Origin of the sequence: Streptomyces sp. NPDC003035 (assembly GCF_042888285.1) — a bacterium.
Lineage (GTDB): Bacteria > Actinomycetota > Actinomycetes > Streptomycetales > Streptomycetaceae > Streptomyces.
Map to the genome: position 1 here is coordinate 1184690 of NZ_JBIAPJ010000001.1, position 21991 is coordinate 1206680.

The window sequence follows — 21991 nt, forward strand, 5'->3', positions numbered from 1 at the left end:
GCGTGGTTACCCCGTACAAGGAACGCACCACGGCGAACACGGACCGTCCGCCGAGTCCGCCCGGAGCGCCGCCCGGGACGCATCCCGGAGCATCCCCGGGGGCGGCCTCCCGGAGCCCGTACGGCACCTCACCGCGTACGCCTTCCGGCACGTCCGCGGCGGGCCGGGAGGACGAGCAGTCGATCGGAGACCTGATCGGCGCGATCGGTTCGGACCTGTCGCAGCTGGTACGCGACGAGATCGAACTGGCCAAGGCGGAGATCAAGCAGGAGTCGACCAAAGCGGGCAAGGCCGTCGGCATGCTCGGCGGGGCCGGTTACGCCGGCCACCTCGTCCTGCTGCTCGGCAGCCTGACCGCGATCTTCGCCCTCGCCCACGTCATGGACCTGGCCTGGGCCGCACTGATCGTCACCGCCGTGTGGGCCGTCGTCGGCGCGGTGCTCTACACCACCGGACGTAAGCGCCTGCGCGCCGTCAACCTCAAGCCGGAGCAGACCATGGAAACAGTGAAGGAGGATGCCCGATGGGCCCGACACCCGACGAGCTGAGGACGGACGTGGAGTACCGGCGCGCCCATCTGGCCCGCAATGTCGACCTGTTGACGGACAGGGTCACCCCTCGCAAGGTGGCGCGCCGCAAGGCCGGCGCGGCCCGGGGCCGGCTGAGCGGAGTGAAGGAGCGTGTGATGGGCACCGCCCGCGAGACCACCGGAAAGATGGCCGAGGCGACGCAGGGCGTCGCGGACTCCGCCGGGCAGACCTCGGCGAACATCGCCGAAACGGCGAAGGAGACGACCGACCGGCTCGGCGACGCCGTGTCCCAGGCGCCCGCCCAGGTCAGGCAGCAGACCCAGGGCAGCCCTCTCGCCGCCGGTGTCATCGCCTTCGGCGCCGGCATGCTCACGGCCGCGTTGCTGCCGACGACCGAGGCGGAGGAGCGTGTCGGGCAGCAACTGCGGGAGCACTCCGGGGAACTGCTGGAGCCCGCGAAGCAACAGGCTGTCCAGGCGGCGCAGGAGATCAAGGAAGAGCTGCGCGAGCCGGCCGCCGAAGCGGTGGACGCGGTGAAGTCCACGGCTCAGGACGCGGCTCGGACCACCATGGAAGAGACCCGCACGGCCGGACAGGAGACGGCCGAGGGCCTGCGCCAGGTGGGCAAGGACGCCGCCGACGAGGTCCAGGGCCAGTCGTCGTCCGGCCGCCCCGGGCCGCCGGCCGCCTGAGGCAGGAGGCTCCGCGTCTCATTCCGAACACGGCAGGGGCACCAGTGCGTAGGCACTGGTGCCCCTGCCGCTGTCCGGGCCACGCGGCCTTCTCGGCCGGGGCCGCGGGTACCTCGCGCTCGCGCGGTGCGGAGGAGGGGGCCTTTTCTCAGTCGCCGATGAGCGCGTCCACAATCGCTCCGGCGACGCGGCCGGCCCGTTCCGCCGTCCAGTGGGCCGGTTCCTCGATGGTGGAGACGTAGTAGCCGCGGGTCAGCAAGGAGAGGACGTCGGCGGCGAGACCGGCGTCCCGGACTCCGGCGGCGAGGGACGCCTCGAAGAACTCGGAGCGTGATTCGCGCGGCTCGTCGCGGTCGACGCCGGAGGGGTCGGCGTACGCCGTCGAGAGCATCTCGACCCAGAGGGTGCGGAGCAGCAGGTCTTCCGGGTCCGTGGTGAGGTGCCATTCCACCGTGGCCCGCAGTCGGTCCGCACCGGTCAGGTCGCCGAGATGGGATTCCAGGTCCGCCCGCCACCGGGCCTCCGCCGCGCGCACCGCGTTGGTGATCAGCGCTGTCCGCGTGGGGACGTAGTTCGTCACCATCGCCGTGGACCCGCCGAGTTCTTTGGCCACGGCGCGGATGGTGACGGCGCGCGCGCCGTCCCGGGCGGCGACCGCGAGGGTCGCCTCGGCGATCGCCTTGCGGCGCTGGACTTCGTCGACGTCGATCGGCATGGCAGCAACCTAGCTCAGAGGGGTTGACGTTGAACACGCTGAAATGCAACGCTGTTATATCACCTTGTTTTTTATCGTATTCCGCTCTGTGGAGGGGCTCATGAGCCTTGTCGTCCGGCGCGTCACCCCGGAACCCGTGCCTTCGCAGGCGCAGCAGCACATGGTGCGTATGCGTGACGGAGTGCTGCTGGCGACCGATGTGTACGCGACCGACCCGGGGGAGCCGGCGCCGACCGTGCTCGCGCGCCTGCCCTATGACAAGAACAGCCGGTACGTCTTCTTCGACAGGATCGCGGAGAGGTTCACGGCCCGCGGGTACGTCGTGGTGGTCCAGGACGTGCGCGGCAAGTTCCGCTCGCAGGGGCAGACGCTCGGCTGGACCGGGGAGGTGGACGACGGCTACGACACCCTCGAGTGGATCACGCACCAGCCCTGGTCCAACGGGGTCGTCGGCATGTTCGGCGACTCGTACTACGGCTTCACCCAGTGGTCGGCCGTCTCCAGCCAGCACCCCGCCCTCCGCGCCATCGTTCCCCGGGTGACCTGCACCAGCAACGGTCCCGGCGCGGCGAGTTACGACACCGGTTCCGGCCCTCAGCCCCCCTGGCTGGAGGCGACGACCTATCAGGCGCAGGTCTGGACCGACAACGACAGCTACGAGTTCGACGTCGATCTCGAGCGGCGTCCGCTCGTCGCGGCGTACGAGGAGGCGTTCACCGTTCTCGGAAGGCGGTCGGCGGGCTTCGACCTCATCGTCCGCGGCATCCCCCTCGCGCCGTACAACGGACCGCATCCCTACGACGCCCGCCCCGTGCCCGTGCTGCACTGCGTGGGCTGGTTCGACAACCTCGGCATCGCCCACATGCGGGACTACACGGAACTGGCCAAGCGTCCCGGCTGGGCGGCCGTCCAGTACCTGGTCGCCGACGCGACCGACCACGAGAACTACTTTCTGGAGGACGCCCCGGCGACCCCCGACACCGACCACCTGGCCGGCGAAGCCGCCCTCGCCCGCATGCTGGACTCCTACACCGGCCCCGCGATCGAGTTCTTCGACGTCTTCCTCAAGGGCGCCGAACACCCCGACGTACTGCCCCGCGTGCGCTGGAAGCTCGGCCACGACGGCTGGCGCACCTCCCACACCTGGCCGCCGCCCGAAGCCACCACGACCGAGCTGTACCTGGCGGATCCGGCCGCGGCGACCGGCACCGTACCCGGCGGAACGCTCGCCCCACAGCCGGCAGACGGTACGGAATCGGCGGAGTGGCGGTACGACCCGGACGATCTCGTGCCGTCCGCCGCGGCAGACACCTTCCAGCAGTTGCGCGACCACGTCGACGAGCGCCGCACGCTCGACCGGGACGACGTCCTCGTGTTCACGAGCCACGCCTCCGACAGGCCGCTCGACCTCGCAGGCCCCGTCCACACGGTGCTGTACGTGGAGAGCACGGCGCCCACCTTCGACGTCTTCGTCCGGCTCCTCGATCTGGCACCGGACGGCACGGCGCGCCTGATCGTGCGCGGGTGCGCCCAGGCCGACGCGCCCGGAGAGGTGGAGATCGCCCTCGGGCACACCGGCTACCGCCTCCGTCCCGGCCACCGCCTCGCGCTGATGCTCGCCGGCAGCGACTTCCCGAACCACCTGCCCAACTCCGGTTCGCTGGAGAGCCCGTGGCTGACGATCGCCCCCAAGGCGAGTCTGCAGAAGCTCCGGACCGGCTCCGTCCATCCCTCCCGCCTGTGTCTGACCGTCCTGCCCGAAAGCGGCGAATAGCCCCTGCACCCTGGAGGGCCCATGCTCCCTCTGCGTCAACTCCCCAGCGCACCACCGGAAACCGGCACGGCGGCGCACCCCCCGGCCGCGGCACGACGCGGCGAGGGAAGTGATCCGAGATGAGCCTGCGCTTCGTCTCCGCCCGGATCGGCATGCTCGTCGTGACCGTGCTCGTCTCCAGCCTGGCCATCTACGGAGCGATGTTCCTCACCCCCGGGGACCCCGCCACGCTGCTCGTCGGCGGCAGCCGGAACCCCGACCCCGCCGTGCTGGCGCAGATCCATCGCGAGTACCACCTGGACGATCCGTTCCTCCAGGGCTACTGGCACTGGCTGAGCAACTGCCTGCAGGGGGACTTCGGGAAGTCCCTCGTCTACCGCGACTCCGTCGCCGCCCTCATCGGCGCGCGCGCCGGCGACACCCTCGCACTCGTCGCGTACGCCTCCGTCCTCGTCCTCGCCGCCGGCACCGTCATCGGCACCGTCGCCGCGCTGCGAGGCGGACGTACGGAAACCCTGGCCACGATCCTGACGACGGCTGCGATGGCGGTACCCACCTTCATCATGGCGGTCCTGCTCATCTGGCTCTTCGCCGTCCAGCTCCCGTGGTTCCCCGTCTACGGCTCCGGCGAGGGCTTCACCGGCACCCTGACGCACCTGACGCTTCCGGCCGTCGCGCTGGCGTTGACCTGGATCGGCTACGTCGCCCAGGTGACCCGGACCGCCGTCCGCGCGGAGATGCGCTCCGAGCACGTGGAGACCGCACGCGGCCGCGGCCTGCCGGAGCGCACGGTGATCAGACGGCACGTCCTGCACAACGCCTCAGGCCCCGTCTTCGCCGTCTCCGGCGTCGGCATCGCCGGACTCATCGCCACCGCGGCCGTCGCCGAGCAGGCGTTCGGCACCGGAGGGCTCGGAGCCCTCATGATCGAGGCCGCGTCCAAGCAGGACATGGCCGTCGTGCAGGCCGTTTCGCTGATCTTCGTGGTCGTCTTCGTCGTCATCAACACCACCGTCGACCTGGTCAGCGCCGCCCTCGACCCAAGAACCGCGCAGAAGGGGGCATGATGACCACCGCCCTGCTCACCCGCACCCCGCCCAAGCCGCGGACCGGACGCCCACGCGACCACCTGACCCTCGGCGCGGGATGTGTCGTCGCCCTGTTCGTCCTGCTGGCCGCCCTCGGACCACTGCTCGCCCCGCACGACCCGAACGCCGTCGACCCCCTGAACGTCAACGCCGGACCGTCCGCCGGCCACCTTCTCGGAACGGACGACACCGGACGCGATCTGCTGTCCCGGCTGATCGTCGGAACCCGCGCCAGTCTTGCCGCCCCCGCCGTCGTGATCGCCGTGTCCACCACGCTCGGCACCCTCCTCGCGCTGGCGGCGGCCTGGTTCGGAGGCCGGCTCGACCGGCTCGTCTCCGGCGCCCTCGACATCGTCTTCGGCTTTCCCGGGCTCATCATGGCCGTCCTCGTCGCCGCGGTCTTCGGCGCCGGGCTCACCGCACCGATCGTCGCCCTGTCGATCGCGTACCTCCCCTTGATCACCCGCGTCGTACGATCCGCCGCGATCAAGGAACGCCACCTGCCCTACGTCTCGGCGCTCCAGCTCCTCGGCGCGCCCACCGCCCGTATCTGGCTGCGGCACCTCCTGCCGAACCTGCTGCCGCTCGTCCTCGTCCAGGCCACCGTCGGATTCGGCTACGCCCTGCTCGACGTGGCCGCGATCTCCTTCCTCGGACTCGGCAGCCAGCCCCCGGACCCGGAATGGGGCCTGATGGTCTCCAACGGAGCCCCCTCCATCCTCGCCGGCCAGCCGCAGCAGTCGCTGTACGCCGGCATCGCCATCCTGGTCGTCGTCGTCGCGTTCAACCTGCTGGGGACGGGACTGTCCCGACGCCTGCTCGGAGAGAACGCATGAGCACCATGAGCACACCACCCCTGCTCCGGATCGACGCGCTCGGCATCGACCTGCCCCTCGACGGAGCACCGCGCACCGTCGTCCACCGCGCCGACGTCACCCTTCCCGAAGGCACGGCCGTCGCCCTGGTCGGTGAATCCGGATCCGGCAAGTCCCTGACCGCCCGCTCCGTCATGGGACTTCTGCCCAAGGACGCCCGGATCCACGGAGACGTCCTGTTCGCCGGGGAGTCCGTCCCACGGATGAGGCCCGAGCGTCTGCGCGCCTTCCGCGCGACCGAGGTCGCCATGGTGTTCCAGGACCCCCGCGCCCACATCAACCCCGCCCGCAGCGTCGGCGACTTCCTGGTCGAAGGACTGACCACCACACGCCGTGTCCCGACCGCCGAGGCGGTCAGGAAGGTCACGGGAATCCTGCGGGAGGTCGGCATCGCCGATGCCGACCGGCGCATGCGCCAACGGCCCCACGAACTGTCCGGCGGCCTGCTCCAACGCGTCATGATCGCCGCCGCACTGGCGGCCGAACCACGCCTGCTCCTCGCCGACGAGCCGACCACCGCCCTCGACGTGACCACCCAGGAGGAGGTGATGGCCATCATCGGCGAGGCCCGCGAAGCCCGCGGGCTCGCCATGCTGTTCATCACCCACGACCTGGAACTCGCGGCCGCCGTGTGCGACCGGGTCGTGGTGATGTACGCGGGCACGACCGTGGAAGAGCTCCCCGCCGGGCATCTGCGCGGGCGCGCCGCCCACCCCTACACGCGCGCCCTGCTCGCCTCCCGTCCCTCGGTCTCCGACGCAGCCGCGGAACTCCGCTCGATCCCCGGCAGGCCCCTGTCCGGCTTCGAAGCCCCCCGCGGATGCGCCTTCGCCGAACGATGCCCCCACGTCCAGGAGCTGTGCCGCAGCGACCCGCCTCGACCGACCTCCGCCGGTGACGCCACGGCGGCCTGCCACTTCCCCCACACGCTCTCGTCCGAGGAGGCCGCCAGCCATGCTTGAGGTACGCAACCTCCGCAAGGAATACGGTGACTTCGTCGCCGTGGACGACGTGACGTTCGCGCTCGCGGAGCAGGGTTCCCTGGCGATCGTGGGTGAATCGGGATCGGGCAAGACGACCACCGCCCGCATGATCGCCGGACTCGAGCCACCGAGCGGCGGGCACATCATCGTGGCCGGCGAGGAGCGCCGCGCCGGGCGGCCGCGGTCACGCGAGCGCCGCGCCCGCGGTCGGCAGATCCAGATGGTGTTCCAGGACCCTTACGCGTCCCTCGACCGGCGCCAGCGCGTCAGCGACGCCGTCGCCGAGGCCGTCGCGCTGCACCGGCACCTTCCCCCGGATCGGCTCCACGCGCGCGTGGCCCAACTGCTCGACATGGTGGGCCTGGACGACCGGCAGGCACGCGCCCTGCCGAAGGCCCTCTCCGGCGGACAACGCCAACGCGTCGCCATCGCCCGCGCCCTGGCCGCCGAACCGCGGGTGCTGGTCCTGGACGAGGCCATCGCCGCCTTGGACGTGTCCATCCAGGCGCAGATCCTGGCCCTGCTGACCCGTATCCGAGCGGACACCGGGACCGCGCTGCTGTTCATCACGCACGATCTGGGGGCCATCCGGCACATCTGTGACGACGTCCTGGTGATGCAGGCGGGAAGAGCCGTCGAACACGGCCCTGTCGCGGCAGTCCTCGACGACCCTCAGGACGCGTACACCCAGCGCCTCATCGCCTCCATCCCGAAGCCGGGCTGGAAGCCGCGGAGAAGGGCCAACAGAGCCGCCGCCTGACGGGCCCGCACGCCACGCGGCCCACCGAACGAGACGTCTGTCCCGGCGAGGGAGCGGGGCAGACGTCTTCCTTCTGCGTGTCAAGGTAACGGGCCCCGGAGAGGCGGCCCTCCGTGCGGTCTGTGCTCGACGAGCTGGCAGTCCGCGTCCGCCGCCACCACCGTGGCGGGACGCCATCTCCCGCCCGACATCTTGACGGCCCGTCAGATCGGCCACATATTACGAGCGAGTACAACCGACCGGTAACACTCTGCGCGCAGCGCCCTCGAACTTCCGGTGGCAGACGTACGGGACCGTCCTGCCGCCGGTCCGGCGCGCCGACTGGCCTTCCCCGGCGGCCAGAAGGCGCCCGCCCCCCTCACCCCGTCACGAGAGGCACACCGCCATGCGATCAGTTCCACCGAGCCGTCGCGCCCGCACCGCTGCCGCCCTCACCGCTGTCACCGCCGCCCTGGCCACCGCCGCCGGTCTCGGCGCCGTCCCCGCCGCGGCCGCCGGCGCCGCGCCCGACCGTTACGTGGCCCTGGGCGATTCCTTCGCGTCGGGAGCCGGCGTACCGGACCAGGTCGATGCCGACTGCATGCGCTCCGGCCGTAATTATCCCGCCCTGGTGAACGCCGCGCTCGCCCCCGCCGCCCACAAGGACGTCACCTGCGGAGGGGCCACCACGGTGCACATGACCTCCGCGCAGAACGCGTCCGCGCCACCGCAGCTCGACGCGCTGAGCGCCGGCACGGACCTGGTCACCCTCACCATCGGCGGCAACGACGTCGGCTTCGCCGGCATCATCGTCCGCTGCGTGACGCTCGGGGCGTTCAACCTCGGCGGCTCGCCCTGCAAGAGCAGCTACACCTGGACGGGCACCGACCAGCTCGCCGCCACCGTCGACGCCACCGCTCCCAAGATCGCCGCCACGATCGACGGCATCCGTCAACGCGCCCCGCGGGCCCGGATCCTGGTCACCGGCTACCCGGCGATCCTTCCCGACAACGGCACCAACTGCCCCTGGGTCGTGACCATCGCCAAGGGGGACGCCCCCTGGCTGCGGGACACCCACAAGCGTCTCAACACCATGATCGCCACCCAGGCCGCCGCGCGCGGAGCCGTCTACGTGGACACCTACACCAAGTCCATCGGCCACGACATCTGCAAGCCGGCCGGAACCCGCTGGATGGAGCCGCTCGTCACCAACGCCGCGGCGCCCTTCCACCCCAACGCTGCGGGCGAACGGGCCATGGCCGACGCCGTACTCGCCGCCGTCGGCTGACCGGCGAGCGGCCTTCGTCGGCCCGTGCATGGCTGCGGGCGCGCTCGTGGTCGCCGGAGTCAGGCGTCAGGAGGTGCAGAGCCGGAGGAGTGCGGTGACGGCCACCGCGCCCAGGAGAGTCACAGGCATCGGTGCCCGGTACCGGCGCAGTACGAGTACGGTCGCGAGTCCGGCGAGCAGGGTGAGGTCAAGGGCACTCCAGCCCGGCCCGGCGATGTCCGTCACGATGAAGCCGGCGAGCAGTGCGGGTGGCACGAGCGCGATCACGGACCGGGCGCGTACGGGCAGTTCGCGGCCAGGCCAGGGCGGCCGGCCCGGTGGCTTTGAAGGCGAAGCTGATCAGGGCGATGGCGCCGATGGCGATCCAGAGAGTCATCGTGCGACCTCGGCGGCGGAGTCGGCGGGCCCGTCGGACGGCATGGGCGGGGAAGTCGCCCCTGCCGCGGGTCTGGCGAGGGCGATGAGGGCGGCGGTGGCCGCACCGATCAAGGCCGGTCCTGTGGGCAGAACGGTGATCAGTCCTGCGGCGATGGCTGCGGCAAGGAGAGCCGGTAGTCGGTGGGCACGGTCTTTGCACAGTTCATCGAACAGGAGTGTGGCGAAAAGGGCGGGTGTGAGGACATCCAGCCCGAGCGTGTGCAGGAGCTGCGGGGGTGGAGCGATGGCGACCCCCAGCGCGGTCCCCGCGACCCACGCCGGCCATTGGATCGCGGTCGCGCCGAAGAGCAGGTACCGGTCGAAGCGTCCGCCGCCGAGGTGGGCGGCGGCCCACGAGCCGTCGACCACGGCCTGGCCTTCCAGAGCCCGGCGCAGTCGGCCGCCGCGTAGGTCGCCGGCGATGGCCATGCCCATGGGGAGGAACCGGCTGTTGATCAGGGCCGCGGCGGTGACGGCGGCGGCTATGCCGCCACCGGTGCCCAGGGCCGCCGCCAGTGCGAACTGTGCCGAGCCGGAGAAGACGACCAGGGAGCACAGGATGGGCGCCACGGTCCCCCAGCCCTGCGTCTGTGTCAGTGCGCCGAAGCTGATGGCAAGCAGAAACGAGGCAGCCGCCAGCCCTGACCCGACTGTGAGACCGGAGCGGAAGCGCCCACGGGGTGTCGCAACGCCCTGGGCCGACACGGAAGTTCGCATGCCGGGAGGCTAACAGTCATAAGCGCTTAAGCTCGTTAGGCACGTATACTGGTGGGGTGGGAGCAGAGAAGAACGGAACCGGTGTCTCGTCCGCCGCGCGAAGTGCGCACACGCCTGACGTGAACGTGTCGCTCGTGGGTGGACACCCGGTGCTGGACTTCGCCAACACCGTTGCCTGGCGGACGGATCCCACGCGCCGTGCCGAGCGGGTGACGGGCGCCACGGCGTGGGCGAGATGGGCGGCCGCCGCCGGACTGCTCACCTCGCGAGAGTCCGCGGAACTGCTCGAGGCGTCGGCGACGGCCGAGCGTGAGGAAACCGAGCGCCAACTGGCCGCGCTGCAACGCCTGCGCGCCCTCATCTGGCCCGTCCTTGACTGCCTCGTCGACGGCGAGCCCCCGCCGCCCCGGCAGTGGGACGAACTCCGCCGGTCGATCCTGCTGGCCCGCCAGAACGCGGAGCTGCCGCCCGCCTTCCCGCTGCGCTGGCAGCCCGGCACATGCCGGCTCACCGACGTGGGTCACGCACTCGCGCTGCACACCGAAATGCTGCTGAGCGGCCCGTCCCTCGCACGCGTCCGGCGCTGCGATGGGAGCGGCTGCGGGTGGTTCTTCCTCGACCGCAGCCGCAGCGGTACCCGGCGCTGGTGCAGCTCCGGTGACTGCGGCAACCGCGATCGCGCCCGCCGCCACTACGCCCGCACCAGGCAAACACACTGACTCACACTTCGGCGCCACCACGGCTGACCGGCGCCGGTGACGCGGAACTCCCCTGGTACGGAACGACCGGCAGACAGGCAACGACCAAGAGACCAAGAGGTGTTCACCGTGGCGGACAGGATCCGTGTAGGAGTGGTAGGGGCGCATGCCGAGCGGGGCTGGGGGCGTGCGATTCACCTGCCCGCCCTTTCGGCCTCCCCCGACGACTACGAAATCACCGCGGTCGCCGGAACGAGCCAGGAGTCGGCGCGTGCGGCGGCCGGTGTCTGGGGGGCCCGGCACGCCTTCGACGACGCTCGTGCGCTGATGGCGCACCCAGAGGTCGACCTGGTCACCATGGCCGTACAACTTCCTCAGCGGGACGGCCTGGTGGACGCGGCGATCGCCGCGGGCAAGCACGTGTACAGCGAGTGGCCGCTGGCACTCGACGCGGAGACCGCCGAGCGGTTCCGTACGAGTGCGGAGAAAGCCGGGGTCCAACACGCCGTGGGACTGCAGTCCCGGCACCACCCGGCGATCCGGCATGTGCGGGATCTGATCGCGGACGGCCTGGTAGGAGAGGTGCTCTCGACTTCTCTCAGCTACTCGCTCGCGGCCGCCGAGGTCTGGTCGCAGCGGTACGCGGCGCTGTTCGACCACACCAAGGGCGTCAACCACCTCGCGGTGGTCGCCGGCCACTCCCTCGACATGTACCGGTCGGTCGTGGGTGACTTCACCGAACTGTCGGCGACTCTGACGACCCGGATCCGCCGGGTCACCATGCAGGAGACCGGCAGCGAGATCGAGGTCACTTCGCCGGACCAGATCGTGGTGGCGGGCCTGTTGGAGTCGGGAGCGGCGTCCTCCGCGCACTTCATGACGGGCGGACCCCGCGGCGACGGCTTCCGGATCGAGGTGCACGGGCGGGCGGGCCGGCTGGTGCTCCGCTCCACGGACGACTCGCTGGTCGGACCCGATTTCGTCCTCACTCACGCCCGCGCCAACGGCGGTCCGGCCGAGGAGCTCCCGCTGCCCGCGCGTTACCTCCCCGAACTGGCCGGAGTCCCCTCCCCGGTGAGCAACGTGCATCAGGTGTACGCCGATCTGGCGCGCGCGATCCGCACCGGCGAGCCCTTCCAGCCGAACTTCGGCACGGCGGTCGGTACGCACCGCCTGCTGGACGCGATCAAGCGGTCTGCCAAGACGGGCGAGCGTCAGCGCTGAGGTTGCTCCTGGAGGCTGTGCGTGGAAGGGGAGGAGAAGGCAACGGCGTGCCCCGCGCGGTCGGTGGAGACCGCCGGGGCACGCCGTCGATGGGCCGGGGGAGCGAGCGGTCAGCCGGTCCGCGCCCAGGAGAGGGTCGGCCGGGTGCGCGGGGCCCGGGCCTCGATCGCCGTGGCGACGTGGAGCAGCAGGTCCTCCTGGAAGCGCCCGCCGATCAGCTGCACGCCGGAGGGCAGGCCGTCGCGCAGCCCGGTGGGCACGGAGACGGCCGGGAACCCGAGCACCGGGACCGCCTGCATCGGCCATTGCGCGGCCAGCAGCTCGCTCACCCGGGCGTCGCCGGCGAGGTCGGCGTCCTGCTCGAACGGCGGCTCGGCGCAGACCGGCGTCAGGACGATCCGGTCCTGGCCCAGGAACTGCTGGAGGCGGCTGATGAGGGTGCCGCGGCGGGCGTAGCCCCGGATGTAGTCGGTGAGGGTGGGCTGCTCGCCCCAGGTCTCCGCCGCGGCGGTGAACGAGGCGGCGAGCGAGATGCGTACGGTGTCGTCACCGAACCGCTCGATCTCGGACATCATCGTCTTCAGCTCCTGGTAGAGCAGGAGCGACCACAGCCGGGCGGCCTCGCCGAGGAGGGGAAGCTCGACCTCCTCCACCTCGTGGCCCGCCTCGCTGAGCCAGCGCGCCGCGTCGTCGATGGCGGCGTCGACGCTGGGATGCGGCTTGGCGCCCGTGGCGTCGCGGACGACCGCTACCTTGACCCGGCCGGGCTCGCCCAGCGGCGGGCGTACGGGGAGGCCGACGGGGTCGGTCAGATCCGGGCTCACCATGGCGTGCAGGCCGAGCCGGACGTCGTCGACGGTCCAGCCCAGCGCCCCGTGGACCGCCATGGTCTGGAAGGACAGCGGGCTGTCGAACTCCTCCGCGCCGCGCGGCTCCATCCCGGAGACGAGCCCCATGGTGGGGCGCAGCCCCACGGCGCCGCAGCAGTAGGCGGGGAAGCGGACGGAACCGCCGATGTCGTTGCCCTGCGCGATGGGGGTCATGCCGGCGGCGACCGACGCGGCGGCGCCTCCCGAGGACCCGCCCGGGGTGTGGCCGGGGTGCCACGGGTTGAGCGTCCTGCCGTGCAGGTCGTTGCCGGTGAACCAGCGCACGGCGAAGGCCGGACTGTTGCTGCGGCCCATCAGCGTCGCCCCGGCGTCGCGCAGACCGGCGATACAGACGGCGTCGTCCTGGGCGACGGCGCCGGCCCAGGCCGGGACCCCGTGCGAGCTGGCGTATCCGCGCTGCGAGGTGTTGATCTTGGTGGACACCGGGACGCCGAGCAGCGGGGGCAGGTCCCCGCCCGCCGCGACCGCCGCGTCGGCGGCGGCGGCCTGGGCGAGCGCTTCCTCGGGCCGGATGTCCACGAGGGCGTTGAGCGCCGGGTTGGTCTCGTCGATGCGGGCGAGGAACGCCTCGGCGACCTCGGTCGCCGAGAACGTCTTCGCGCGGATGCCGGCGGCCAGTTCGGCGGCCGAGTGGTCCCACAACGGCGTGCCGCCGGTGGTGTCGGTCATCGTCGTCTCCTGATTCGAAGGGTTGGTGGTCACTTGGCGGTGCCGCCGAGGTGGGCGGCCCACGGCATGCTCATGTAGGCGAAGGAGGCCGGCGCGCCGCTGATGCGCTTGTTCATGAACATCCGCTCGTGTGTGGTGGCCAGGAACACCGCCGGGGTGGTGGGGGTGAACAGGGCCTGGGCCTCGGCGTACGCCGTGGCCGAAGCCGCGGGGTCGGAGGAGGTGCGGGCCCGGCCGAGCAGCCGCGTCACCTCGGGGTTGTCGTAGCCCGTCCAGTTGAAGAGGCCGCTGGGGGTGACGCTCTCGGCCACGTAGGACGACGGGTCGGGCATCGTGACGTAGCCGAAGGTGAGGACGAGGTCGAGACCCTTGCGGACGGAGGGGTCGTAGAAGAGCGAGGACATCTCGGTGGGCTGGAGCTGCTTGATCTCGATGTCGACGCCGATCTTCTCGGCCGCGGCCTGGATGAACGTCAGCGCCTGCAGTCCGCGCTGGTCACCGGCGGGGATGGCGGCCACCAGCGGACGCGAGACGGGACGGGCCTGCGCGACCAGTTTCCTCGCCTTCTCCGCGTCCGGCTTCGGGACGTCGGGCAGCGCGGCGTAGGCCGCGTCGAATTGGGCGGCGGCCTTGTCTCCGCGCCAGGTCAGCGGCGGGACGAGCGACTTCAGGGTGGTGGCGTCCCCACCGAAGACGTTCTTGATCAGCGCGTCGCGGTCGATGACCAGGGACAGGGCGTCGAGAAGCTTGCGGTCGGCCGCGGGCGACTCCCCGTTGGCGGGAATCAGCAGCACGTTCTGGGTCGACGGGCCGAGGTGCACCGTGCCGGCGTCGGTCCTGCCGAGGGCGGTGGCGCTGCTGGGCGGCAGTTCGTAGGTGCCGTCCACCTCGCCGGACAGCAGTGCGCTGGTCAGCGTGTTGTTGTTGGTGATGAACCGGAACTCGATCTGCTTCGCCTTCGGCTTCAGCTTGGTGTCCCAATAGGCGTCGTGACGTTCCAGGGTGATGCCGCTGCCGGACTTCCAGGAGCCCAGCTTGAACGGCCCCGTACACATCAAGCCGCCCTTGGCGGTCCCGTAGGCGGGGCCGGCCTTCTGGGTGTACGCCTTCTGGCTGACCGCCCCGAACGACGTGGCCAGCGCCTTGGGGAGCGTCTGGTCGTACCCCTTGGTGCTCAGCGTCACCTGGTGGGGGCCGGTGGACTTGATCGAGGTCACGGCGGCGAGGTAGTTCCCGTACAACGCTTGCGTCCTCGGGTCCCGCTGCCGCTCCAGGCTGTGGATCACGTCCTCGTGGGTCATGGGCGAGCCGTCCCAGAACCTGACGCCTGGGCGAAGGTCGAGCACCAGGGTCCGGTGGTCGGTCCATGTGACCTTGCTCGCGAGGCCGGGGCTCAGGGAGAAGTCCGCGTTCATCCGGGTCAGCGTGTCGCAGAGGTTGGCTTCGACGGTCTGGGGGGAGTAGTCGCCGATCTTGGCGGGGTCCAGGGTCGTCGGCTCTCCGTACGGCAGGGCCCAGGCCACCCGGTCCACCTCGGAGCCGCCGGGCGCGGTGGTGGTGGTGAGGCGTGGGGCCTTGGGGGTCGCGCCGTTTCCGGCCGACGAGCCGGTGCAGGCTGTGGCGGCCAGCAGTCCCAAGCTCGTGAGCACCGTCAGCACCGTTTTCTTCGCAGCCATAGCTGATGCTCCTTGCCGAGAGGCGGAGTGAGGAAGAGAGAGGGGGACGCTCGACATGGGGTGGTGTGAGAAACGCCGACGAGCCGTCGCAAACGAACGTCATATAACGTTGTTGCATGTCACGCTGGCATCTGGTGAGCTAACACGTCAAGAGCAAGACGTGACCCATCTCGCGGATCAGGCATCCGTCCCGCCGCCGTCGGTCCGGCGTCGGAATTCGCCTGACCTGCGGCGAGGTCTCCCGGCCCCACGGTGCCCCCGTTCCGCCCGCGTTCCGCGGGTGATCGGTGGCCCGTGCTCGCCCGTGCGACACGGGCGGGTGGACAGCGCCGGCCGTACGGGCACGCCACCCTCATTCACAGAAGCGGAGAACCGCCATGTCCTTCACTCCCGCCCTCGACTTCGCCTTCGAGATCCGCGCCGAGGTCTCCGACACACTGCACATCGGCAACGGTGACGGAGAGGTCACCGAGTTCACCCCCATCACCGGGGGCAGCGTGGAGGGTCCCCGGCTGCGCGGGAAGGTCCTTCCCGGCGGAGGCGACTGGAGCAGCATGCGCGGGGAGGTGTGCGAGCTGGAAGCCCGCTATCTGCTGCAGGCCGAAGACGGAGCGGTGATCGACATCGTCAACCGCGGCTACTACCGGCCCAAGGGTGAGGCTCCGGACCAGTTCGACGGGGACCTGCAGGTCTCCGAGGCCGGGCACTACTACCGCACCTCGCCGGTCTTCCGTACGGACGCCCCCGCCCACCGCTGGCTCGCGGACACGGTCTTCGTCGGCCTCGCCCGCCCGGACGGCGACAACGCCGTCGTCATCCGCATGTACGCGCTCCGGTAGGGGTCGCTGTCGTGGCCTGTGCCGTGGCCCGAGCGGGCGTCCGCGCAGGCCACGGCGCAGCCGCCGCACCCCCGGTTAGGACAGGGACCGCCACGCCCCGACCAGCGCCTTCCGGAGCGTCCCGATCTCCTCGGCGCTCAGGTCGGCGACCATGCGCTCCTCGAGACGGCGGGCCGGTTCGGCGTACTCGGCGAGCAGTCGCCGCCCCGGGTCGGCGAGCAGGATGAGGCGTTCGCGGCGGTTGGCGGGGTTGGGCTCACGGCGGATCAGGCCGCGGCTCTCCAGCGCCCGCACCATGTCGGCCATCGACTGGGCGGTGACGAAGGAGTCGCGGGCGAGCTGTGCGGCGGAGATGCCGTCGTGCCGCTCCAGCACCGTCAGGGCGGTGTACTGCAGTGCCGTTACCCCGGCGGGCTTGAGCAGCTCCTCGAGGCGGGCGCGCACCGCCAGCTCCGTCCTCTTGAGCAGATAGAGCAGCGAGGTGCTCACGTTCGTCCTCCGGTGGTGGTGGTCCGTCGCGGGTGGCCAGGGGCTCCCCGCAGGGGTGCCGCCAGAGGCGGCGGCGCCTCTCACCCTAGGGCATTGACAGGAATCCTGTTGATTGCCCAGACTGGCGTTCATCAGGATTCCTGTCGATCCCGGCTCGTGCCGGTGGCTTCGGCATCCCTCTTTCACCTTCTACGAGAGGCACCTCTCATGGATCTTCAGGGCAAGGTCGCCCTCGTCACCGGCAGCGGACGCGGTCTCGGACTGGCCTACGCGCAGGCCCTCGCCGCGGCCGGTGCGGCCGTCGTCGTCAACGACGTCGACCAGGCCGTCGTCGACGCCGCCGTCGCCTCGATCGCGTCCGAGGGCGGCACCGCGACGGGTGTCGTCGCGGCGGTGGGTGACAGCGAGTCGGCCCAGCGGCTGGTCGACGCGGCGGTCGAGGAGTTCGGCCGCCTGGACGTGCTCGTCACCAACGCCGGCATCCTGCGTGACCGCGTGCTGTGGAAGATGACCGACGACGACTTCGACGACGTCGTCCGCGTCCATCTCCGCGGCACCTTCACCTGCGCCCGTGCGGCCGCCGTCCGCATGCGCGAACAGGGCACCGGCGGCCGTCTGATCCTCATCTCCTCCCCGGCCGGGCAGCGTGGCAACTTCGGCCAGACCAACTACGCCGCCGCCAAGGCCGGCATCGTCGCCATGGCCCGTACCTGGGCCATGGAACTGGGCCGCGCCGGCATCACCGTCAACGCCGTCGTCCCCGTCGCCGCCACCGAGATGACCAAGACGATCCCGGCCTTCGCCCCGGTCATCGAGGAGTCCGAGCGCACCGGCGAGCCGCTGCCGGACTGGCTGCGCAAGGACGAGGGCCTCGGCACCGTCGAGGACGTCGCCGCCCTGATCACCTTCCTCGCCTCCGACGCCTCCGACGGGGTCACGGGGCAGGCGATCGGCATCGGCGGCGACCGGCTGGCCCTCTGGGCACACCCCAAGGAGAAGGCCGTCGCCTTCGCCGACGGCGGCTGGAGCGCCGAGGCCATCGCCGCCGAGTGGCCGGGCGGCGTCGGCGCCGAGCCGGAGACGTACGGGATCCCCGCCCCGCAGGCCCCGGTGGCGTGACATGGGCGACCTCGCGCTCGACCTCGACCGGCTCACCGCCATCGACGTGCACACGCACGCGGAGATCTCCAAGGACGGCCACGGGGCGCTGAGCCCGGAGCTGTTCGGCGCCTCCGAGGCGTACTTCAAGGTCCACGGCCACCGGCAGCCGACCATCGAGGAGATGGCCGACCACTACCGTGAGCGCAGCATGGCCGCGGTGGTGTTCACCGTCGACGCGGAGCACGCCACCGGCCACCCGCGGATCTCCAACGAGGAGATCGCCGAGAGCTGCGCCGCGCACGCCGACGCCCTGATCCCCTTCGCCAGCGTCGACCCCCACAAGGGCCGCGCGGGTGTGCGCGAGGCGCGACGCCTTGTGGAGGAGTACGGCGTACGCGGCTTCAAGTTCCACCCCAGCATCCAGGCGTTCTCCCCGAACGACCCGCTCGCCTACCCGCTGTACGAGGCCATCGAGGAACTCGGCGTGCCCGCGCTCTTCCACACCGGCCAGACCGGCATCGGTGCCGGCGTGCCGGGCGGCGGCGGCATCCGGCTGAAGTACTCCAACCCCATGCTGGTCGACGACGTGGCCGTCGACTTCCCCGACCTGCGGATCATCCTGGCCCACCCGTCCTTCCCCTGGCAGGACGAGGCGCTGGCGGTGGCCACCCACAAGCCGCACGTGTACATCGACCTGTCCGGATGGTCCCCGAAGTACTTCCCGCCGCAGCTCGTGCGCTACGCGAACACGCTGCTCAAGGACAAGGTGCTCTTCGGCTCCGACTATCCCGTCATCACCCCCGACCGGTGGCTCGCCGACTTCGAGAAGCTCGACATCAAGCCCGAGGTCCGGCCGAAGATCCTCAAGGAGAACGCCGCCCGTCTGCTCGGCCTCCTCACCGACTGAAGGAACCCCTCGTGTGGAACCAAGGCATAGGCTCCTGGCCGGCACGCCGGGCCCGTAAGACCCCCGATCGGATCGCCGTCGTCCACGACGGCCGCACCTGGACCTACCGTGAGCTGTACGGGCGGGTTCTGCGCCTCGCCCACGCCCTGCGCGCGCTGGGCGTGGCGCGGGGAGACCGGATCGCCTACCTCGGCCCCAATCACCCGGCGTTCCTGGAGACCCTGTTCGCCGCCGGAATGCTGGGGGCGGTCTTCGTACCTCTCAACACCCGTCTCGCGGCACCGGAGTTGGCGTACAGCCTGGCCGACTCGGGCAGCACCGTCCTCGTCCACGCGCCCGAGCTGGTCGAGGCGGCCCGTGCCGCGGCGGCCGAGTCGGGCGTACGGCACCGGATCGCGGTCACCGGCCCCGACGAGGAAGGAGCCTTCCGGTACGAGAAGTTGCTCGCCGATCCGGGCGCCGATCCCGGCGCCGAGCCCGGCCCGCTGGACGAGGCCGTGGCGCCAGAGGACCCGTGCATGATCATGTACACCTCCGGGACCACGGGACGTCCCAAGGGCGCCGTCCTCTCCCACGCCAACATCACCTGGAACAGCATCAACGTCCTCGTCGACACCGACCTGGCCGGCGACGAGGTGACGCTCGTCGTGGCGCCGCTGTTCCACACCGCCGGGCTCAACATGACCTGCCTGCCGACCCTGCTCAAGGGCGGCCGGGTGGTCCTCCTCGGAGCCTTCGACGCCGAGCGCGTCCTGGAACTCATCGAGGACCTGAGGGTGACGTACATGTTCGGCGTCCCCACGATGTACGACGCCATGGCCGCGCGGCCCCGCTGGGAGACCACGGACCTGTCCAGCCTGCGCACCCTCAACTGCGGCGGCGCTCCCGTGCCCGCCCGCACCATCGCCACGTACCTGGACCGCGGCCTCGCCTTCAGCCAGGGCTACGGCATGACCGAGGCGTCACCCGGCGTCCTCTACCTGGACCGGGAGCAGACCTCGGCCAAGGCGGGCTCCGCCGGGGTGCCGCACTTCTTCACCGACGTCCGCGTCGTGCTGCCGGACGGCCGCGACGCCGGGCCGGGCGAGCGCGGCGAGATCCTGGTCCAGGGCCCCCACGTCATGACCGGCTACTGGGCCCGGCCCGAGGACACGGAGGCCGCCTTCACCGACGGCCACTGGCTGCGCACCGGCGACATCGCGCGGCTGGACGAGGACGGCTACGCGTACGTCGTCGACCGCGTCAAGGACATGTTCGTCTCCGGCGGCGAGAACGTGTACCCGGCCGAGGTCGAGGACGCGCTCCTCACCCACCCCGCCGTCGCCGAATGCGCGGTCGTCGGCGTGCCCGACCCGGTCTGGGGCGAGGTCGGCCGCGCCGTCGTCGTCCTCAGGCCCGATGCCCGCGCCGGCGAGGACGACATCCTCGGCCACCTGCGGGGCCGACTCGCCAAGTACAAGATCCCCAAGTCCCTCGTCGTGACCGAGGCGTTGCCCCGGACAGCCTCCGGAAAGATCGTCAAGTCCGCCGTACGCGCCACCTGTGCGACGGGGCCCGACGAGCGCCCCCGCCCCTGACCCCCCGTACGAGCAGCACCCTCTCAGAGGCGGCGCCCACCGTCACCTCTGCCATCGAAAGGATCCTCCATGCCCGCCATCGCCAACGGCCTCGACGGACTCAAGGCCCTCAGCGGAACCGACCTCGGCCGCACCGCATGGCTCGAGATCACCCAGGACCGGGTGAACACCTTCGCCGACGCCACCGACGACCACCAGTGGATCCACACAGACCCGGAGAAGGCCAAGGACGGGCCCTTCGGCGGTCCGATCGCCCACGGCTACCTCACCCTCTCCCTCATCATCCCGCTCTTCGGCGAGCTGCTGGAGATCTCCGGGATGAAGATGAGCGTCAACTACGGCTTGGACAAGGTCCGTTTCCCGAGCCCCGTGCCGGTCGGCGCGAAGATCCGTCTGCACGGTGCCGTCGGCACGGTGGAGGAGGTCAAGGGCAACGGCGTGCAGATGCCGCTGACCTTCACCGTCGAGGTCGCCGGCAGCGACAAGCCGGCCTGCGTCGCCGAGGCCGTCTACCGCCACTACGCCTGACCGGCCCGGTGCCGTGACCCGGCGGCGCCACACCGGGTCCCTTCTCGATCATGCTTAACTCACCTTCGTTCATATCCGCACACGAGTGCGGAGCATTCACGAGGGAACAGGCATGCTGAAGCGAATACGGCTCGTGATGGCGGCCGTGCTCACCGCCGTCGGCGCCGTTGTGGCGCTGGCCGCGCCGCCCGCCGCCGCCGACACGGCGGTGCCTCCGTCGTCGGCCGGGCAGCGGTGGGCGCTGAAGGTCAACGGCCACTACGTGACCGTGTACGCCGGGCCGGACGGTGACACGAAGCTCAGGGCCAACCCGGAGGCCACCGAGGCCAAGGGGTGGGAGCTGCTCACCCTGCACACCGACTATGTCGCGGACGTGGGGAAGTTCGGGACGACGGTCAGTTTCCGCTCGGAGGCCACGGGCAACTACGTCACGGCGGAGGACAGCGCGAGCGGATTCCTGCTGCGTACCCGCGGAACGACCACCGGATCCTGGGAGCGCTTCAGGCTGAAGCCCCTGACCGGAGGCGCCTTCGGCCTCTTGGCCCACAACGACAAGTACGTTGCGGCGGAACTGGGCACCTACCCCGACTACGGGCTGCTGCGCGCCCGTACGGTGGTCTCCACCCCCGCCGACCTCGGTTCCTGGGAACGCTTCACTCTGGAGAAGGTCGGCGCGGAAGGGGCCTACACCGCGAACATGCCCCCGCCCACCGCCCAGGCCCCCACGGCGCGCGACGTCGTCTCATGGAACGTCTGCGCCAACAACAACCCCGACCCCGACTGCGATCTCGATCACGCCCCGCCCGCGACCGTCGCGGACGACGTCTCGGCCGCTCTCCACGGCGCCATGGGCGCCAGGCGACCCGACGCGATCTTCTTCCAGGAGATCTGCGAGAAGTCCGTCAAACCCCTGGAGCTGAAGCTCGAGGGCTGGGCCGGCCCACTGGATGTCCGGTTCATGCCGACGCACTACACGGTGGCCACCGCGACCGACGGCACGGTCGTCCAGGCGCAGAAGACCTGCTCGGACGGCACTGACGAGATCGACCGAGGAGCCTTCGGCATCGCCCTTGCCGTGCCCGACAGCAACACCTGGTACCAGGGCACCATCCTGCCGTCGCCGACCGGCAAGGAACAGCGGCCCATGCTCTGCGCGGTCGTTCCGGCCGAGGGTTCCGCATACTGCAACGCCCACTTCAGCAGCGGTCCCTACCGCGACACCAAGGACAACCTGGTCGGTGACGACATGGATCCCGACAATCCCTTCCGTCCGAAGCAGGCCGCGAAGATGCGCGAGCACGTCGACACGCTCACCGCCGGCGGTTACACCACCTACTACGGCGGTGATCTCAACACCACCACGCAAGACGTCAGCCACCTCAGCACCCTCTACACCGGCCACCAGGAGTGCGGGCAGCCGACTCCGACCTCACCGCGCACCGGCGAGGCCACGGACGGCGGCAACAAGATCGACTACATCTTCGGTCCCCAGGGGCCGACGTACATCTGCCGTGTCGTGGACGGCGGTCTGTCCGACCACAGGATGATCCACCTGACCACCTCCTGAAGCGCCTC

22 protein-coding genes are annotated in these 21991 nt (G+C 70.9%); 16 read left to right on the forward strand and 6 right to left on the reverse strand.

What is annotated here, in order from left to right; genetic code table 11:
• The first annotated feature begins 2 nt into the window (after positions 1–2).
• Positions 3–548 carry a phage holin family protein gene (locus tag ACFYV5_RS05230; protein WP_389164549.1) on the forward strand — a complete coding sequence of 182 codons (546 nt, stop codon included), beginning with the start codon at positions 3–5 and terminating at the stop codon, positions 546–548.
• Complete coding sequence (locus ACFYV5_RS05235) at positions 524–1222, forward strand: DUF3618 domain-containing protein (RefSeq protein WP_355109646.1); 699 nt, start codon at positions 524–526, stop codon at positions 1220–1222. The genes ACFYV5_RS05230 and ACFYV5_RS05235 overlap by 25 nt, the downstream gene beginning before the upstream one ends.
• A gap of 148 nt (positions 1223–1370) precedes the next feature.
• Here the strand turns inward: ACFYV5_RS05235 and ACFYV5_RS05240 are convergent, their stop codons facing one another.
• Positions 1371–1937, reverse strand: coding sequence for a TetR family transcriptional regulator C-terminal domain-containing protein (locus ACFYV5_RS05240; protein WP_355109644.1), 567 nt, complete (start codon positions 1935–1937; stop codon positions 1371–1373).
• Positions 1938–2037: 100 nt separating this feature from the next.
• Here ACFYV5_RS05240 and ACFYV5_RS05245 point away from each other — a divergent pair, with 100 nt between their 5' ends.
• The 6 genes from ACFYV5_RS05245 to ACFYV5_RS05270 all read left to right on the forward strand — a co-directional run bounded on the left by ACFYV5_RS05245 (position 2038) and on the right by ACFYV5_RS05270 (position 8684).
• Positions 2038–3711 (forward strand): CocE/NonD family hydrolase, encoded by a 1674-nt coding sequence (locus ACFYV5_RS05245; RefSeq protein ID WP_389164553.1) that lies wholly within the window; start codon positions 2038–2040, stop codon positions 3709–3711.
• 119 nt (positions 3712–3830) lie between these two features.
• A complete protein-coding gene (locus ACFYV5_RS05250) occupies positions 3831–4778 on the forward strand; it encodes an ABC transporter permease (RefSeq protein WP_389164556.1) in 948 nt (315 codons plus the stop codon).
• Positions 4775–5635, forward strand: coding sequence for an ABC transporter permease (locus ACFYV5_RS05255; RefSeq protein WP_355109638.1), 861 nt, complete (start codon positions 4775–4777; stop codon positions 5633–5635). The genes ACFYV5_RS05250 and ACFYV5_RS05255 overlap by 4 nt, the downstream gene beginning before the upstream one ends.
• The gene (locus ACFYV5_RS05260) at positions 5632–6636 is read left to right on the forward strand and encodes an ABC transporter ATP-binding protein (protein WP_389164560.1); all 1005 of its coding nucleotides are present in this window, start codon (positions 5632–5634) and stop codon (positions 6634–6636) included. Before ACFYV5_RS05255 ends, ACFYV5_RS05260 begins: the two co-directional genes overlap by 4 nt.
• Complete coding sequence (locus tag ACFYV5_RS05265) at positions 6629–7417, forward strand: ABC transporter ATP-binding protein (protein ID WP_389164562.1); 789 nt, start codon at positions 6629–6631, stop codon at positions 7415–7417. The genes ACFYV5_RS05260 and ACFYV5_RS05265 overlap by 8 nt, the downstream gene beginning before the upstream one ends.
• A gap of 385 nt (positions 7418–7802) precedes the next feature.
• A complete protein-coding gene (locus ACFYV5_RS05270) occupies positions 7803–8684 on the forward strand; it encodes an SGNH/GDSL hydrolase family protein (protein WP_389164565.1) in 882 nt (293 codons plus the stop codon).
• Between the two features lie 66 nt (positions 8685–8750).
• Here ACFYV5_RS05270 and ACFYV5_RS05275 read toward each other — a convergent pair whose 3' ends face one another.
• Both ACFYV5_RS05275 and ACFYV5_RS05280 read right to left on the reverse strand, forming a co-directional pair.
• A complete protein-coding gene (locus ACFYV5_RS05275; RefSeq protein ID WP_389165080.1) occupies positions 8751–8972 on the reverse strand; it encodes a hypothetical protein in 222 nt (73 codons plus the stop codon).
• Positions 8973–9056: 84 nt separating this feature from the next.
• A complete protein-coding gene (locus ACFYV5_RS05280; RefSeq protein ID WP_389164567.1) occupies positions 9057–9818 on the reverse strand; it encodes an AzlC family ABC transporter permease in 762 nt (253 codons plus the stop codon).
• A 119-nt stretch (positions 9819–9937) separates the two neighbouring features.
• Here ACFYV5_RS05280 and ACFYV5_RS05285 point away from each other — a divergent pair, with 119 nt between their 5' ends.
• Both ACFYV5_RS05285 and ACFYV5_RS05290 read left to right on the forward strand, forming a co-directional pair.
• Entirely contained in the window at positions 9938–10537 is a 600-nt protein-coding gene (locus ACFYV5_RS05285) for a CGNR zinc finger domain-containing protein (protein WP_389164570.1), read from the forward strand.
• Positions 10538–10669: 132 nt separating this feature from the next.
• The gene (locus ACFYV5_RS05290) at positions 10670–11740 is read left to right on the forward strand and encodes a Gfo/Idh/MocA family protein (RefSeq protein ID WP_389164573.1); all 1071 of its coding nucleotides are present in this window, start codon (positions 10670–10672) and stop codon (positions 11738–11740) included.
• A 110-nt stretch (positions 11741–11850) separates the two neighbouring features.
• On the opposite strand, the gene ACFYV5_RS05295 is transcribed toward ACFYV5_RS05290, so the two are convergent.
• Positions 11851–13299 (reverse strand): amidase, encoded by a 1449-nt coding sequence (locus ACFYV5_RS05295; RefSeq protein WP_389164576.1) that lies wholly within the window; start codon positions 13297–13299, stop codon positions 11851–11853.
• 29 nt (positions 13300–13328) lie between these two features.
• The gene (locus tag ACFYV5_RS05300; protein ID WP_389164579.1) at positions 13329–14975 is read right to left on the reverse strand and encodes an ABC transporter substrate-binding protein; all 1647 of its coding nucleotides are present in this window, start codon (positions 14973–14975) and stop codon (positions 13329–13331) included.
• A gap of 377 nt (positions 14976–15352) precedes the next feature.
• Between ACFYV5_RS05300 and ACFYV5_RS05305 the strand changes: the two genes are divergently transcribed.
• The gene (locus ACFYV5_RS05305; protein ID WP_389164582.1) at positions 15353–15814 is read left to right on the forward strand and encodes a DUF3237 domain-containing protein; all 462 of its coding nucleotides are present in this window, start codon (positions 15353–15355) and stop codon (positions 15812–15814) included.
• A gap of 75 nt (positions 15815–15889) precedes the next feature.
• Here the strand turns inward: ACFYV5_RS05305 and ACFYV5_RS05310 are convergent, their stop codons facing one another.
• Positions 15890–16303 carry a MarR family winged helix-turn-helix transcriptional regulator gene (locus ACFYV5_RS05310; protein WP_389164585.1) on the reverse strand — a complete coding sequence of 138 codons (414 nt, stop codon included), beginning with the start codon at positions 16301–16303 and terminating at the stop codon, positions 15890–15892.
• Positions 16304–16510: 207 nt separating this feature from the next.
• On the opposite strand from ACFYV5_RS05310, the gene ACFYV5_RS05315 reads away from it, so the two are divergent.
• From ACFYV5_RS05315 to ACFYV5_RS05335, 5 genes are all read left to right on the forward strand, one after another.
• Positions 16511–17422, forward strand: a complete 912-nt coding sequence (locus tag ACFYV5_RS05315) for an SDR family oxidoreductase (protein ID WP_389164589.1) — start codon at positions 16511–16513, stop codon at positions 17420–17422.
• A gap of 1 nt (position 17423) precedes the next feature.
• On the forward strand, positions 17424–18311 hold the full coding sequence (locus ACFYV5_RS05320) for an amidohydrolase family protein (RefSeq protein WP_389164591.1): 888 nt from the start codon (positions 17424–17426) through the stop codon (positions 18309–18311).
• Between the two features lie 11 nt (positions 18312–18322).
• A complete protein-coding gene (locus ACFYV5_RS05325; RefSeq protein WP_389164594.1) occupies positions 18323–19888 on the forward strand; it encodes a long-chain fatty acid--CoA ligase in 1566 nt (521 codons plus the stop codon).
• Positions 19889–19957: 69 nt separating this feature from the next.
• Complete coding sequence (locus ACFYV5_RS05330) at positions 19958–20416, forward strand: MaoC family dehydratase (RefSeq protein WP_389164596.1); 459 nt, start codon at positions 19958–19960, stop codon at positions 20414–20416.
• A gap of 112 nt (positions 20417–20528) precedes the next feature.
• Complete coding sequence (locus ACFYV5_RS05335; protein WP_389164598.1) at positions 20529–21983, forward strand: endonuclease/exonuclease/phosphatase family protein; 1455 nt, start codon at positions 20529–20531, stop codon at positions 21981–21983.
• The last annotated feature ends 8 nt before the right edge of the window (positions 21984–21991 follow it).